The following is a 15,409-nucleotide window of genomic DNA, read 5'->3' on the forward strand; positions in this document are numbered from 1 at the left end:
ACCCATGGGACTCGAGGAACGACTCCCCAGCGGATTCCTGCTGAGTACCGTCGAGGATCTGGCCGGGTTCATGCGCAAGGGCTCGCTCTGGCCGGCGACTTTCGGGCTGGCCTGCTGCGCCATCGAGATGATGGCCACCACCTCGGGACGGTACGACCTCGCCCGGTTCGGCATGGAGGCGTTCCGGGCGTCGCCGCGACAGGCCGATCTCATGATCGTCGCCGGCCGCGTCAGCCAGAAGATGGCCCCCGTCCTCCGTCAGATCTACGACCAGATGCCGGAACCCAAATGGGTTCTCGCCATGGGGGTCTGCGCGTCGTCGGGCGGGATGTTCAACAACTACGCGATCGTCCAGGGCGTCGATCACGTGGTCCCTGTCGACATCTACCTGCCGGGCTGCCCGCCACGCCCGGAGATGTTGCTGCACGCCATCCTGAAGCTGCACGAGAAGATCCAGGAGATGCCGCTCGGTGTCAATCGCGAGGAGGCCATCTGGGCGGCCGAACGTGCCGCCCTCCAGGCCACCCCGACGATCGAGCTGAAGGGGTTGCTCCGATGACCACGCCCGCAGGCCATCAGGACCCCGAGAACCCGGCACCCCCACCGCACGACGCGGAGCAGATCGGCGTCCGACACGGGTTGTTCGGTCCGCCCGGAACCGGCGACACGTCGGGGTACGGCGGCCTGGTCCGGCCGGTCACGCTGCCGCCCAGTACGTCCCGACCCTACGGCGGGTATTTCGACGAAATCGCCGACTGTCTGCTCCACGAGATGGGCGACGGCTACGACGACGCGATCGAGAAGGTCGTGGTCTTCCGGGGCGAGATGACCATCCACGTTGTACGACAGCACCTTCCCGCCGTCGCACTGACTCTGCGCAACGCGCCCGCGTTGCGATTCGAACTCTGCCTCGGCGTGAGCGGGGTCCACTATCCCGGCGACCCGGGCCGCGAACTCCATGCCATCTATCCGCTGGCCTCCCTGACCCACGGGCGTCGCGTCCGTCTCGAGGTCGCGGCGCCCGATGCCGACCCGCACATCCCGAGCATCTGCGACATCTACCCCACCAATGACTGGCACGAACGCGAGACCTACGACTTCTTCGGCATCGTCTTCGACGGCCATCGCTCACTGACCCGGATCGAGATGCCCGACGACTGGGAGGGCCACCCCCAGCGCAAGGACTACCCGCTCGGCGGAGTCCCGGTGGAATACAAGGGAACCCGCGTCGACCCGCCGGACCGGAGGAGGTCGTACAACTGATGACCGACACCCATACGCACACCTACACCGTGTCGGGACAGGACTGGGACTCGATCGTGTCCGACGTCCGTACCCGCGCCGAGCAGCAACCGGGAGACGAACGCATCGTCGTCAACATGGGTCCGCAACACCCGTCGACGCACGGCGTCCTGCGCCTGATCCTCGAGATCGAAGGCGAGACCGTCACCGAGGCCCGCTGCGGAATCGGCTACCTGCACACCGGGATCGAGAAAAACCTCGAGTACCGCAACTGGACGCAGGGCGTCACGTTCGTCACCCGGATGGACTACTTGTCACCGTTCTTCAACGAGACCGCCTACTGTCTCGGCGTGGAGAAGCTCCTCGGTATCACCGACGACATCCCGGAACGCGCCACCGTCATCCGGGTGATGCTGATGGAGCTCAACCGCATCTCCAGCCATCTCGTCGCGCTGGCCACCGGCGGAATGGAACTCGGTGCCGTGACGGCGATGTTCCTCGGTTTCCGCGAGCGGGAGATGATTCTCGACCTCTTCGAACTCATCACCGGCCTGCGGATGAACCACGCCTACATCCGCCCCGGAGGTGTCGCACAGGACCTGCCGGAGGATGGCATCGACCGGGTCGCCGAGGTCATCCGACAGCTCCCCGGCCGCCTGGACGAACTCGGAGACCTGCTGAACGACAACTACATCTGGAAGGCGCGGACCCAGGGCGTCGGTTATCTCGACCTCACCGGTTGCATGGCACTCGGGATCACCGGTCCGGTGCTGCGGTCCACCGGCTACCCCCACGACCTGCGCCGCGCCGAGCCGTACTGCGGCTACGAGAACTACGAGTTCGACGTCATCACCGAGGACACCTGCGACTCCTACGGCCGCTACCTGATCCGCGTGCGCGAGATGCGCGAGTCGATCCGCATCGTGGAGCAGTGCCTGGAACGGCTCCGGCCGGGGCCGGTGATGGTCGCCGACCGCAAGCTCGCCTGGCCGGCCGACCTCGCGCTCGGACCGGACGGACTGGGCAACTCGCCCGAGCACATCGCCCGGATCATGGGCACCTCCATGGAAGCCCTCATCCACCACTTCAAACTCGTCACCGAGGGGATGCGCGTCCCGGCCGGCCAGTGCTACGTCGCCGTCGAATCACCGCGGGGCGAGCTCGGCGTGCACATGGTCAGCGACGGCGGCACTCGGCCGTACCGCGTCCACTTCCGCGACCCGTCGTTCACGAATCTGCAGGCCGTCGCGGCGATGTGCGAAGGGGGGATGGTGGCCGACGTCATCACGGCGGTGGCCAGCATCGACCCCGTGATGGGAGGCGTGGACCGATGACCGATCCCGTGTTCGTGGACCTGAGCACCGCACCCCCGCCGGAGGGGTCGGCGCCGGCGCACGGAGCACCCGTCCCACCGATCACCTTCGACGGCCCGGCCGGTTACCCCGACGAGGTCATCGAACAGCTGACCGCAGAAGCGCTTCCGATCATCGCGCGCTATCCGCAGGCGCGGTCGGCGCTGCTGCCGCTGCTGCACCTGGTGCAGTCCCACGACGGCCGACTCACACGTGCCGGCATCGAATTCTGTGCCGCACAGCTGGATCTGACCCCCGCACAGGTGGCCTCGGTCGCCACCTTCTACTCCATGTACCGGCGCACACCCACCGGCGAGTACCTCGTCGGGGTCTGCACGAACACTCTGTGCGCGACCCTGGGTGGCGACGAGATCCTCCGTTCGGTCTGCGAGCACCTGGGCGTGGAACCCGGGGACACGACGGCCGACCACCGCATCACCGTCGAACACGTCGAATGCAATGCGGCCTGCGACTTCGCGCCGGTGGTGATGGTCAACTGGGAGTTCTTCGACGACCAGACCCCGGAGTCGACCATCGAGCTCATCGAGGACCTTCGCGCCGGTGTCGAGGTCACCCCGGCTCGCGGTACCGGCCCCGTGCGATCGTTCCGCGAGACCGAACGCGACCTCGCCGGGGCCCGTCCTCCGCTGGTTGAGCCGGCACCGAGCGGAGCGAGGAGCCGAGTCGAAACCACCTCCCAGCCACCACAACCCACCCCCGAACCAGAACCCCCCGAGACCCCGATCCTCTCCCGCCACTGGGCCGAGCCGCAATCCTGGACCCTGGACAACTATCTGCGCCACAACGGTTATCGAGCGTTGTCGACCGCACTGACCACTCCCCCCGACGACATCATCGAGACGGTCAAGGCCTCCGGTCTCCGTGGCCGAGGCGGCGCGGGCTTCCCGGTCGGGATGAAGTGGTCGTTCATTCCCCAGCAGGATTCCACGCAGACCGACCCGTCGGTCCCGCACTATCTCGTGGTCAACGCCGACGAATCCGAGCCGGGCACGTGCAAGGACATGCCGCTGATGCTCGCGTCGCCCCACACGCTCGTCGAAGGCGTGATCATCGCGGCGTATGCCATCCGCGCGCACCACGCGTTCATCTACGTGCGCGGCGAAGTCGCCTCGGTTCTCCGTCGACTGCGCACCGCCGTCGACGAGGCCTACGCCGCAGGCTACCTCGGCACGGACATCCTGGGATCCGGCTTCGATCTCGAACTGGTCGTCCACGCCGGCGCGGGCGCCTACATCTGCGGCGAGGAAACCGCCCTGCTCGATTCGCTCGAGGGCCGGCGGGGACAACCGCGTCTGCGCCCGCCCTTCCCGGCGGTTGCCGGACTGTACGCGAGTCCGACGGTCGTGAACAACGTGGAGTCGATCGCGAGCGTCCCGGCGATCATCCGCAACGGCGTCGACTGGTTCCGGTCCATGGGCACCGAGAAGTCACCCGGGTTCACCCTCTACTCGCTGTCGGGTCATGTGACGCGTCCCGGACAATACGAAGCGCCACTTGGGGTTTCGTTACGGCAACTACTCGACCGGGCGGGCGGGGTGCGCGCCGGGCACGAGCTGAAGTTCTGGACACCGGGCGGGTCGTCGACACCACTCCTGACGCCGGAGCACCTCGACGTCCCGCTCGACTACGAGGGCGTCGGCGCGGCCGGTTCGATGCTGGGCACCAAGGCCCTGCAGATCTTCGACGAGACGACCTGTGTCGTCGGCGCGGTCCTGCGGTGGACGGAGTTCTACGAACACGAGTCCTGCGGCAAATGCACCCCGTGCCGCGAGGGCACGTACTGGCTGGTGCAACTGCTGCACCGGCTGGAGCACGAGGGCGGAACCGCCGCGGACCTCGACACCCTCGCCGATGTCACCAACAGCATCGTCGGGAAGTCGTTCTGCGCGCTCGGGGACGGAGCGGGCAGCCCGATCGTGTCGTCGCTGAAGTACTTCCGCGACGAGTACCTCGCCCACCTCGACCACGGGTGCCCGTTCGACCATTCACGCTCGACCGTCTGGGCAGGAGGCGTCCGATGACACTCACCCACGGGAGCGACCCGGCGGCCGCGACCGACAACCTGGTCGGCATCACCATCGACGGTCGCGCCGTCCGGGTACCCAAGGGCACGTTGGTGATCCGCGCGGCCGAACAGATCGGCATCATGATCCCGCGCTTCTGCGACCATCCGCTCCTCGAACCGGTCGGTGCCTGCCGGCAGTGTCTCGTCGAGGTCGAGGGGCAGCGCAAACCGCTCGCATCATGCACGACGGTGGCCACCGAGGGGATGGTGGTGCGGACGCAGCTCAGCTCGGAGATCGCGGCGGGAGCGCAACGCGGGGTGATGGAACTCCTCCTGATCAACCACCCGCTGGACTGCCCGGTATGCGACAAGGGCGGTGAGTGCCCGCTGCAGAACCAGGCGATGTCGGCCGGCCGTTCCGAGTCGCGGTTCGACGGCGTCAAGCGGACCTTCACCAAGCCGGTCCCGTTGTCGTCGGAGGTCCTGCTCGACCGGGAGCGATGTGTGTTGTGTGCCCGCTGCACCCGGTTCTCCACACAGGTCGCGGGTGATCCGCTCATCGAGCTCGCGGATCGCGGTGCGCTACAACAGGTCAGCATCTACGCCGACGAACCGTTCGACTCCTACTTCTCCGGCAACACCGTGCAGATCTGCCCCGTCGGTGCGCTGACGGGGGCGCAGTACCGGTTCCGCGCCCGGCCGTTCGACCTGGTGTCGACGCCGAGCGTGTGCGAACACTGTGCGAGTGGATGCGCCCAGCGCACCGATCACCGCCGTGGAAAGGTGCTGCGCCGGCTGGCCGGTGACGATCCCGAGGTCAACTCGGAGTGGAACTGCGACAAGGGGCGATGGGCGTTCGCCTACACGTCGTCGCCCGACCGGATCACCGCCCCGCTCGTCCGGGACCGGCACGGCGATCTCCGTGAGGTGTCGTGGGCCGACGCCGTGCGCGCGGCGGCCGAGGGATTGACCCGTTCACCGGGCAACGTCGGTGTACTCACGGGTGGCCGGTTGACCGTGGAGGACGCCTACGCGTACTCCCGCTTCGCGCGAACCGTGTTGCACACCAACGACATCGACTTCCGCGCCCGAAGCCACAGCACCGAGGAGGCCGCCTTCCTCGCCGCGCGTATCGCCGGTCACGGACTCGCGACCACCTACGACGACCTGTCCGCCGCACCCGCGGTGCTGCTCGCCGGTTTCGAACCCGAGGAAGAGTCCCCGATCGTCTTCCTCCGTCTCCGGCGGGCAGTACGCACCGCCGGGCAGCGCGTCGCGACGGTCGCCCCGTTCGCGAGCCGCGGCGCCACCAAACTCGACGCCGCGGTCTTCCGGTCCGTTCCCGGCAGCGAGGCACAGGTGCTGCAATCGGAGGAGGTGACCGCGCACCTGCGGCCCGCCGGCTCGGTCATCCTCGTCGGTGAACGGCTGGCCACCCGGCCCGGCGCGTTGGCCGCAGTCGCGGCACTGGCCGACCGCACCGGCGCCCGGCTGGCCTGGATTCCGCGCCGCGCCGGCGAACGAGGCGCGCTCGAAGCGGGCGCCTTGCCGGGCCTGCTACCCGGCGGCCGGCCACTCGACGACGAGGACGCCCGTACGGCGGTGTCGGAGATCTGGGGCACCGATCTCGCCCCGCGGCCCGGACGCGACACCGCCGGGATCATCGACGCCGCGCGCTATCACGGGCTCTCGCTGGTGATCGGCGGCGTCGACGTCGACGACCTCCCCGACCCCGTCGCGGCGACCGAGGCGCTGACCGCCGCACCGTTCGTCGTCAGCCTCGAGCAACGCCGCAGCGCCGCCACACGCTGCGCGAACGTGGTCTTCCCGGTGGCTGCCGTCGCGGAGAAGGAGGGCACGTTCGTCGACTGGGAGGGCCGCCCGCGGAGCTTCACCACCGCCCTGACGGACTCGGGCCACCTGTCCGACCACCGCATCCTTGACGCGATCGCCCGGCAGATGGGTGTCGACCTGCGGTGCGCCGACGTCCCGACCATCCACATCGACCTGCGACGCATCGGCGCATGGTCCGGCCGGCGGGCCCCCATCGACGCCGCTGACAGGCCCCAGCCCGACCCGGCTGCCGGCCAGGCGGTGCTGGCGGGGTGGCACACGCTGCTCGACGACGGCCGGATGCAAGACGGGGAACCGCACCTCGCCGGCACCGCCCGCCCGCCGGTGGCCCGGCTCGCGCCGTCGACCGCCGCCGAAGCCGGTGTCGGGTCGGGCGACCTCCTGCGCGTCAGCACCGCCGACGGCGCCATCGTTCTGCCGGTGGAGATCACCGACATGCCGGATCGGGTCGTCTGGCTCCCGCTGTTCTCTCCCGGCTCGCACGTCCACGCCACGCTTCGCGCGCAGGAGGGTGACCTCGTGGCCCTCGCGCCGGCCCCGGTCGACGCCACCGACGCCGCAGGGGGTGCCGCGTGAACCTCGCCACCGACTTCCCGACCCTCGACGACTTCGGCCAGGACCCGATCTGGCTCGTCGTCGCCAAGGCGCTGGCCGTGTTCGTGTTCCTTGTGCTCAATCCGCTCATCGCCATCCTGCTCGAGCGAAAGATCATGGCACGCATGCAGACCCGCCTCGGGCCGAATCGGGTCGGCCCCAAGGGAATCTTGCAGAGCCTTGCCGACGGCGTGAAACTCGCACTCAAGGAGGGGATCATCCCCACCGGCGTCGACAAGGTGATCTATCTGCTGGCACCGATCATCGCGGTCGTCCCGGCGGTGATGGCCTTCGCGGTCATCCCGTTCGGGCCGATGGTGTCGGTCTTCGGTCACCAGACTCCGTTGCAGCTCACCGATCTCCCCGTCGGGGTGCTGTATGTCCTGGCGGTCACGTCGGTGGGTGTCTACGGGATCGTGCTGGCCGGCTGGTCGTCGGGCTCGACCTATCCGCTGCTCGGCGGACTCCGCTCGACGGCACAGGTCATCTCGTACGAGATCGCCATGGGACTCACCTTCGCCGCGGTGTTCCTCGACGCCACGACCATGTCGACGTCGGGAATCGTTGCCGCCCAGGAACACCACTGGTACGTGTTGCTGCTGCTGCCCTCGTTCGTCATCTACGCCATCTCGATGGTCGGCGAGACCAACCGCGCGCCTTTCGATCTGCCCGAGGCCGAGGGTGAGCTGGTCGGCGGGTTCCACACCGAGTACTCGTCGTTGAAGTTCGCCATGTTCATGCTCGCCGAGTACATCAACATGGTCACCGTCTCCGCGCTCGCCACCACGCTGTTCCTCGGCGGTTGGCAGGCGCCGTGGCCGCTGAGCACGTTCGACTGGGCGAACACCGGTTGGTGGCCCGTCCTCTGGTTCACGCTCAAGGTGTGGGCGTTCCTGTTCGTGTTCATCTGGCTGCGAACCAGTCTGCCGCGCCTGCGGTACGACCAGTTCATGAACCTGGGCTGGAAGGTCCTGATCCCCATCTCCCTCACCTGGGTGATGGTCGTCGCGATCATCCGCGCCGCCTTCGCCGGCGAGGACGCCGACCTCACCCGCGCGCTGGTCTCCGCCGGCGCCGGACTCGTCGTCACCGGGCTCATCGCCTACGCGGTGTGGCGGTTGATGCGGGTCCCCGACATCCCGGACCCGACGCAGGACTCCGCAGACCCGTCCGCCGCACCCGACGAGTTCGACCCGATGGCCGGCGGATTCCCTGTGCCGCCGATGCCCAGCACCGTGAGGGAGACCACCGATGCCTGACTTCCTGAAACCGGTGAGCGGATTGCGCGTCACCTTCGGCGGCATGTTCCAACCCACGATCACCGAGCAGTACCCCGAGCAGAAACGGCCGACCGCAGCGCGCTATCACGGTCGCCATCAATTGAATCGGCACCCCGACGGTCTCGAGAAGTGCATCGGGTGCGAGCTGTGCGCGTGGGCGTGCCCGGCTGACGCCATCTATGTGGAGGGCGCCGACAACACACCCGACGAGCGCTACTCGCCCGGCGAACGGTACGGGCGCGTCTACCAGATCAACTATCTGCGGTGCATCGGTTGCGGGCTCTGCATCGAGGCGTGCCCCACGCGCGCGCTCACGATGACCAACGACTACGAACTCGCCGATGACAATCGCGCCGACCTCATCTACGAGAAGGACCGTCTGCTGGCGCCGCTACAACCCGGCGTCGACGCGCCGCCGCACGAGATGGCGCCGGGCTCCACCGAGGAGAACTACTACCGGGGCGAGGTGACCGCCGACGGCCGCGTGACCCTGCCCGATCCGACTGTCCCGACCAAACGCGAGCCGCGGTCATGACTCCCGGTGGCACCCTGTGGCTCGCCGACGAGGTGGTGCGCACCTCCACCGGTGAGGCGATCCAGTTCTGGGTTCTCGGGGCCGTCGCGGTTGCCGGTGCGCTGGGTGTCGTCTTCGCCACCAAGGCCGTCTACTCGGCGATCTTCCTGGCCACCACGATGATCGTGCTGGCCGTCTTCTACGTCGCGCAGGGGGCGCTGTTCCTGGGCGTGGTGCAGGTGGTCGTGTACACCGGTGCGGTGATGATGCTGTTCCTGTTCGTCATCATGCTGATCGGCGTCGACTCGTCGGACTCACTGCGGGAGACCCTGCGCGGCCAGCGACTGTCCGCGGTGTTGCTCGGTGTCGGCTTCGGGATCCTGTTGATCGCCGGGATCGGCAGCGCCACCGTCGGTGTCGTCACCGGTGCCACCAACCCCGGCGTCGTGGCCGCGCAGAGCGACGCCGGTGTGGAGGCCATCGCCGAGCTGATTTTCGTCCGCTACCTGTGGGCGTTCGAGCTCACCGGGGCCCTCCTCATCGCCGCCACGCTCGGCGCCATGGTGCTCGCGCACCGGGAGCGTTTCGGCCCCCGACTCACCCAGAAAGAACTGTCGCAGGCGCGGTTCCGCAGTGGGGTCAACCTGACCCCRCTGCCGACACCCGGGGTCTACGCGCGACACAACGCGGTCGACGTGCCGGCCCGTCTGCCCGACGGGTCGCCGTCGGACCTGTCGGTCAACGCCATCCTGGCCGCGCGGACACTCCGCACCCGCCCGGCCGACGACCCGGGGACCGACCGGTGAACCCGGAGAACTACCTCTACCTCGCAGCGCTGCTGTTCACCATCGGCGCGGCCGGAGTACTGCTGCGACGCAACGCGATCGTCGTGTTCATGTGCGTCGAGCTCATGCTCAATGCGGCCAACCTCGCCTTCGTCACCTTCGCCCGGATGAACCAGTCGTTCGACGGCCAGGTCATCGCGTTCTTCACGATGGTCGTCGCCGCGGCGGAAGTGGTGGTCGGGCTGGCGATCATCATGACCATCTTCCGATCACGCCGCTCGGCGTCGGTCGACGACGCGGATCTGCTGAAGAGGTAGAGGAGGATTGGTGAACGCCGAACTCACTGCGTCATTGCTCTGGCTGATACCGGCTCTGCCGCTTCTGGGTGCGGCGATCCTCCTTCTCGGTGGTCGCGCCACGGACCGGTGGGGGCATTTGCTCGGGACGGGCCTCGCGATCGCGTCGTTCGCGGTGGCGCTGATCATGTTCATCGGCATGGTGTCCCGATCTGCCGACGACCGCGTCGTGTCGGACGTCCTGTTCAGTTGGGTACCGGTGGGCGAGCTCCAGGTCGACTTCGGGTTTCTCCTCGACCAGCTGTCGATGTGCTTCGTCCTGCTGATCACCGGCGTCGGCTCGCTCATCCACGTCTATTCGATCGGCTACATGCAGCACGATCCGGATCGTCGCCGGTTCTTCGCCTACCTCAACCTGTTTCTCGCGGCCATGCTCGTCCTGGTCCTGGCCGACAACTACCTGGGTCTCTACCTCGGCTGGGAAGGCGTCGGACTCGCGTCGTACCTGCTGATCGGTTTCTGGCAGCACAAGCCGTCGGCGGCCACCGCGGCCAAGAAGGCATTCGTCGTCAACCGGGTCGGCGACATCGGACTCGCTGTCGCCCTGATGATCATGTTCGCCACCTTTGGCTCAGTGGCCTTCACCGCGGTGTTCGACGGTGCCTCCCAGGCGGGCGAGACGACACTCACCGCACTGGGTTTCGTGCTTCTTCTCGCCTCATGCGGCAAGTCGGCGCAGGTGCCGCTGCAGTCGTGGCTGGGCGACGCGATGGAGGGCCCGACGCCGGTGTCGGCGCTGATCCACGCCGCGACCATGGTGACCGCAGGCGTCTACCTCATCGTGCGCTCGGGCCCGATCTTCGACCTCGCCCCCGCCGCCCAGGTCGGGGTCGTGGTCGTCGGCGCGGTCACCCTGCTGTTCGGCGCCGTCATCGGTTGCGCGAAGGACGACATCAAGAAGGCGCTCGCCGCGTCGACGATGAGCCAGATCGGGTACATGGTCCTGGCCGCCGGGCTCGGTCCGGCGGGTTACGCGTTCGCCATCATGCACCTGCTCACCCACGGCTTCTTCAAGGCGGGGCTGTTCCTCGGTGCGGGATCGGTGATGCACGGGATGAACGACGAGACCGACATGCGCCGCTACGGCGGATTGCGCACCCTCATGCCGATCACGTTCGTCACCTTCGGTGTCGGGTATCTCGCGATCATCGGTGTGCCGCCGTTCGCGGGCTTCTACTCGAAGGATCACATCATCGAGGCCGCGTTCGGAGCGGGTGGAGCGAAAGGTCTGATCCTCGGTGGCGCCGCACTTCTCGGCGCCGGGATCACCGCGTTCTACATGACCCGGGTCATGTTGCTCACCTTCTTCGGCAACAAGCGTTGGCACGACGGCACGCACGCGCCGGCACCTCACCCGCACGAGTCGCCGCGTGTCATGACCGGCCCGATGATCCTGATCGCGCTCGGCTCCGTTGCCTCGGGCGGCCTTCTGGCCATCGGCGGATCGCTGGAGACGTGGCTCGAACCCGTTGTCGGAGAACACACCGAGCACCATCTCGTCCCGGTGTGGGCCATGACGGCGATCATCCTGCTCGTGGTCGCCGTCGGCGTGGCTGTCGCCTATCGTCGATACGCGACTCGGCCGGTGCCGGTGACCGCACCCGAGGACGTGTCCGTGCTCACTGTCGCCGCCCGACGCGATCTGTACGGCGACGCCGTCAACGAAGAGCTGCTGATGCGGCCGGGTCAGCGGGTCACCGCCGGCCTCGTCGCAGTCGAGTCCGACGGCGTCGACGCGCTCACCAGCGGCGTCGGTGATGCTGTGACCGGCGCGTCGCGACGAATACGCGGGTGGCAGAACGGATATGTCCGGTCCTATGCCCTGTCGATGTTCGCCGGCACCACCGTGATCGTCGCCCTGGTGATGGCGGTGAACGTCCTGTGAGCATCCCCTGGCTGACCGTCCTCTGGGTCGCGCCCGCGGTCGGCGCCGCGCTCGTCCTCGCAGTCCCGGCACATCGGGTGACCGCGGCGAAGTGGTTCGCGCTCGTGGTGTCCGTGGCCGTTCTCGCCCTGTCGATCGGTCTCGCGATCGGTTTCGATCCGGACGGCGAGCGGTACCAGTTCGTGGAGGACGTCAGCTGGATACCGGCGTTGGGTACGCGGTACGGATTGGGGCTCGACGGCATCGGGCTGGTCTTGATACTGCTGACCGCCGCGCTCCTGCCACTTCTGCTCGTCGCCGGCTGGCGCGACGTCGAATCGTCGGGCTCGCTGGACAATTCGGGCGGCCGCGCACAGAAGGGCCCGCACATCTATCTGGCGCTGTTCCTCGCGACCGAGGCGATGGTGCTGATGAGCTTCGTCGCGCTCGACGTGCTGCTGTTCTACATCTTCTTCGAGGCGATGCTCATCCCGATGTACTTCCTGATCGGCGGGTTCGGCACCGGACCCAACCGGTCGGCGGCCGCGGTGAAGTTTCTGCTGTACAACCTCTTCGGTGGCCTCGTTCTGCTGGCCGCGGTGATCGGACTCTACGTGGTGACCGCCCAGAACGGCGTCGGCGCGGACGGTGGCGGAACCTTCGCACTGCCGGACATCGCCGCCGCTGTCGCGAGCGGACAGATCGACGACTCGACCGGACTGGCCAAGCTGCTCTTCCTCGGCTTCCTGTTCGCGTTCGCGGTCAAGGCGCCGCTGTGGCCGCTGCATTCGTGGCTGCCCGACGCCGCGGTCGCGGCGACTCCGGCCTCGGCGGTACTGATGATGGCCGTGATGGACAAGGTCGGGACCTTCGCGATGCTGCGATTCTGCATGCAGCTGTTCCCGGACGCGTCACAGTACTTCGCGCCGCTCGTCTGTGGGCTGGCGGTGGTCAGCATCGTCTACGGCGCGGTGCTGGCGATCGGCCAGACCGACGTGATGCGGCTGATCGCCTATACGTCGATCTCCCACTTCGGCTTCATCATCCTCGGCATCTTCGTGATGACCGATCAGGGCCAGACCGGCTCCGCCCTCTACATGGTCAACCACGGGATCTCGACCGCCGCACTGTTCCTCATCGCCGGGTTCCTGGTGTCCCGGCGCGGGAGCACCTTGATCGCCGATTACGGCGGGGTACAGAAGGTCGCGCCGGTCCTCGCGGGCACCTTCCTCGTCGCCGGACTCGCCACTCTCTCCCTCCCCGGTCTCGCACCGTTCATCAGCGAGTTCCTGGTCCTCATCGGCACATTCACCCGCTATCCGGTCGCCGCAGTGGTCGCCTGTTCGGCGCTCGTCCTCTCGGCGATCTACATCCTGTGGACCTATCAGCGCATGATGGGCGGGCCACCGAACGCACCTGATGTCCGAGGATCGTCGATGCGCGACCTGGCGGGACGTGAACTGGTGGTCGTCGCCCCGTTGCTCGCGCTGCTCATCGCGCTGGGGGTGTACCCGAAGCCGATGATCGACCTGATCGATCCCGCAGTGCAGGCAACTCTCACCACAGTCGGCGTCGAGGCGCCCGAACCAGCGGTGGCCGAACCGGATGCGGAGGGCAACTGATGAACCCGACAACCCTCACCGACGGTCCGATGACGCTCGCCGCCATCGCCACCCCCAGCGTCGAATACGCGTCACTGTCGCCGATGCTCATCGTGTTCGGCGCCGGCGTCATCGGGGTGCTCGTCGAAGCCTTCGCGCCCATCCGACTGCGATACCCACTGCAACTGTCGCTCTCACTGGGCGCACTGATCATCGGCCTCGCCGCGCTGGTCACGGTGACGATCGCGCAGACGCACGATGGCGCGAACGGCGAGTTCGCGATGTCCGGCGCGGTCGTGATCGACCGCCCGACCCTGTATCTGCAAGGGCTGCTGCTGATCATCGCGATCGTCGCGGTCGGGTTCATGGCCGAGCGTCGCCTCGAGCGGGTCGTGGCGCCGGTGACGATGCGCAAGCTCGCCGGGGTCGGCGGACCGGATGGACCGTCGACCGGCAACGGCATCACCAACGGCGGCCCGGCCGGCGGTGGCGTCGACGCCGACATGTTCACCCCGTCCGGGGCGTCGGTGCCCAACACCGACGCCGAGTTCGAGGCCACCCGCGCCGGCGCGGTCACCACCGAGGTCTTTCCCCTGGCACTGCTCGCGGTGGGTGGGATGATGCTGTTCCCGGCATGCGGCGACCTGCTCACGATGTTCGTGGCGCTGGAGGTGTTCTCGCTCCCGTTGTACCTACTGTGTGGACTTGCGCGGCGACGGCGCCTCATCTCGCAGGAGGCCTCGCTGAAGTACTTCCTGCTGGGCGCGTTCTCGTCGGCGTTCTTCCTGTTCGGTTCGGCATTCGTCTACGGCGCCACCGGTTCGCTCAACCTCTCGACGATCGGTGCGTCGATCTCCGCGACTGCCGACAGCGGTGGCGACACCACGCTGGCCCTCATCGGGCTGGCACTGCTCGCCGTGGGCCTGCTCTTCAAAGTGGGTGCAGTGCCGTTCCATTCGTGGATTCCCGATGTCTACCAGGGCGCGCCGACGCCGGTCACCGCGTTCATGGCCGCAGCGACCAAGGTCGCCGCCTTCGGGGCGCTGCTGCGCGTGTTCTACGTCGGCTTCGAGGGGCTCCGCGAGCAGTGGGAACCCGCGTTGTGGGCGGTGGCGATCGCCTCGATGGTCATCGCCTCGGTGATGGCGGTGACCCAGAACGACGTGAAACGGATGCTCGCGTACTCGTCCATCGCACACGCCGGGTTCATCCTGCTCGGCCTGATCGCCTTCGACGAGGCCGGTCTCGGCGCCACGCTCTTCTACCTCGCCGCCTACGCGTTCACCACTCTGGGCGCCTTCGCGACCGTCGCGGTGATCCGCGAACCCGACTCCGCCGCCGGGTCCTCCGCTCGCAGCGCCGCCATCCACGGCACGACACCCGCCCCACGGAACCCGCACCTGTCCGGCCGGGAGGCCACCGACCTCACCCAATGGTCGGGGTTGGGACGCCGATACCCGTTGGTGGGCGCCATGTTCGCGGTCTACCTGCTCTCGTTCGCGGGCATCCCCCTGACCAGCGGTTTCATCGCCAAGTTCGATGTCTTCGCCGCAGCCGCCGGCTCCGGCGGCGGCGTGCTCGTGGTCGTCGGCGTCATCAGCAGCGCGATCGCCGCCTATGTCTACGTCCGCATCATCGTCGCCATGTTCTTCGACGACGTCCCCGCCTCCGGCGCCCCGCACGTGGTCAAACCCAGTGTGCTGACGACGACCGGTATCGCCCTGTGCACCCTCGCGACCGTGGCCCTCGGCATCTTTCCGCAACCGCTGCTCGACCTCGCCGACTCGGCGGCGGTGTTCTTGCGCTGACAGATGATCAGGAACGGATCTGTCAGCGAAACGTCGACCACTGCGGACTTGTGCAGGATCGTGCACGGTCACGCGTCGAGTTGGGGCATTTGGGTCCGGTATGCGACGCATACTGCCCCAACGTCAGGCGCTG

General features: G+C 67.8%; 12 protein-coding genes. All 12 read left to right on the plus strand.

Annotation, left to right across the window (positions count from 1 at the left end; translation table 11 throughout):
- Positions 1-4: 4 nt before the first annotated feature.
- From A9310_RS14090 to nuoN, 12 genes are read left to right on the plus strand one after another with little or no spacing between them, the layout of a single operon-like run.
- Entirely contained in the window at positions 5-559 is a 555-nt protein-coding gene (locus A9310_RS14090; protein WP_004021558.1) for an NADH-quinone oxidoreductase subunit B family protein, read from the plus strand.
- On the plus strand, positions 556-1,263 hold the full coding sequence (locus tag A9310_RS14095; RefSeq protein WP_065631168.1) for an NADH-quinone oxidoreductase subunit C: 708 nt from the start codon (positions 556-558) through the stop codon (positions 1,261-1,263). The genes A9310_RS14090 and A9310_RS14095 overlap by 4 nt, the downstream gene beginning before the upstream one ends.
- On the plus strand, positions 1,263-2,576 hold the full coding sequence (nuoD, locus tag A9310_RS14100; protein WP_065631169.1) for an NADH dehydrogenase (quinone) subunit D: 1,314 nt from the start codon (positions 1,263-1,265) through the stop codon (positions 2,574-2,576). Before A9310_RS14095 ends, nuoD begins: the two co-directional genes overlap by 1 nt.
- Positions 2,573-4,636, plus strand: a complete 2,064-nt coding sequence (nuoF, locus tag A9310_RS25225) for an NADH-quinone oxidoreductase subunit NuoF (protein WP_083207382.1) — start codon at positions 2,573-2,575, stop codon at positions 4,634-4,636. Before nuoD ends, nuoF begins: the two co-directional genes overlap by 4 nt.
- A complete protein-coding gene (locus A9310_RS14110; RefSeq protein ID WP_065631170.1) occupies positions 4,633-7,050 on the plus strand; it encodes an NADH-quinone oxidoreductase subunit G in 2,418 nt (805 codons plus the stop codon). The genes nuoF and A9310_RS14110 overlap by 4 nt, the downstream gene beginning before the upstream one ends.
- Positions 7,047-8,327, plus strand: a complete 1,281-nt coding sequence (gene nuoH, locus A9310_RS14115) for an NADH-quinone oxidoreductase subunit NuoH (protein WP_065631171.1) — start codon at positions 7,047-7,049, stop codon at positions 8,325-8,327. The genes A9310_RS14110 and nuoH overlap by 4 nt, the downstream gene beginning before the upstream one ends.
- Positions 8,320-8,883: an NADH-quinone oxidoreductase subunit NuoI gene (gene nuoI, locus A9310_RS14120; protein WP_065631172.1), complete on the plus strand. Its 564-nt coding sequence runs from the start codon at positions 8,320-8,322 to the stop codon at positions 8,881-8,883. The genes nuoH and nuoI overlap by 8 nt, the downstream gene beginning before the upstream one ends.
- Positions 8,880-9,668, plus strand: coding sequence for an NADH-quinone oxidoreductase subunit J (locus A9310_RS14125; protein WP_065631173.1), 789 nt, complete (start codon positions 8,880-8,882; stop codon positions 9,666-9,668). The genes nuoI and A9310_RS14125 overlap by 4 nt, the downstream gene beginning before the upstream one ends.
- Positions 9,665-9,964, plus strand: a complete 300-nt coding sequence (gene nuoK / locus A9310_RS14130) for an NADH-quinone oxidoreductase subunit NuoK (RefSeq protein WP_058251017.1) — start codon at positions 9,665-9,667, stop codon at positions 9,962-9,964. Before A9310_RS14125 ends, nuoK begins: the two co-directional genes overlap by 4 nt.
- Positions 9,965-9,974: 10 nt before the next feature.
- Positions 9,975-11,888, plus strand: coding sequence for an NADH-quinone oxidoreductase subunit L (gene nuoL / locus A9310_RS14135; RefSeq protein ID WP_065631174.1), 1,914 nt, complete (start codon positions 9,975-9,977; stop codon positions 11,886-11,888).
- A complete protein-coding gene (locus A9310_RS14140; protein WP_065631175.1) occupies positions 11,885-13,489 on the plus strand; it encodes an NADH-quinone oxidoreductase subunit M in 1,605 nt (534 codons plus the stop codon). Before nuoL ends, A9310_RS14140 begins: the two co-directional genes overlap by 4 nt.
- Positions 13,489-15,276 carry an NADH-quinone oxidoreductase subunit NuoN gene (gene nuoN, locus A9310_RS14145; protein ID WP_065631176.1) on the plus strand — a complete coding sequence of 596 codons (1,788 nt, stop codon included), beginning with the start codon at positions 13,489-13,491 and terminating at the stop codon, positions 15,274-15,276. The genes A9310_RS14140 and nuoN overlap by 1 nt, the downstream gene beginning before the upstream one ends.
- Positions 15,277-15,409: the final 133 nt, after the last annotated feature.

It is taken from the genome of Gordonia sp. UCD-TK1, from assembly GCF_001691435.1.
Lineage (GTDB): Bacteria > Actinomycetota > Actinomycetes > Mycobacteriales > Mycobacteriaceae > Gordonia > Gordonia hongkongensis.

What these genes read in the sequence shown, in the direction of transcription:
- nuoF (WP_083207382.1), top strand. Translation starts at nt 2,573, where the DNA reads ATGACCGATCCCGTGTTCGTGGACCTGAGCACCGCACCCCCGCCGGAG.
- nuoN (WP_065631176.1), top strand. Translation starts at nt 13,489, where the DNA reads ATGAACCCGACAACCCTCACCGACGGTCCGATGACGCTCGCCGCCATC.
- A9310_RS14095 (WP_065631168.1), top strand. Translation starts at nt 556, where the DNA reads ATGACCACGCCCGCAGGCCATCAGGACCCCGAGAACCCGGCACCCCCA.
- nuoI (WP_065631172.1), top strand. Translation starts at nt 8,320, where the DNA reads ATGCCTGACTTCCTGAAACCGGTGAGCGGATTGCGCGTCACCTTCGGC.
- A9310_RS14090 (WP_004021558.1), top strand. Translation starts at nt 5, where the DNA reads ATGGGACTCGAGGAACGACTCCCCAGCGGATTCCTGCTGAGTACCGTC.
- nuoD (WP_065631169.1), top strand. Translation starts at nt 1,263, where the DNA reads ATGACCGACACCCATACGCACACCTACACCGTGTCGGGACAGGACTGG.
- A9310_RS14110 (WP_065631170.1), top strand. Translation starts at nt 4,633, where the DNA reads ATGACACTCACCCACGGGAGCGACCCGGCGGCCGCGACCGACAACCTG.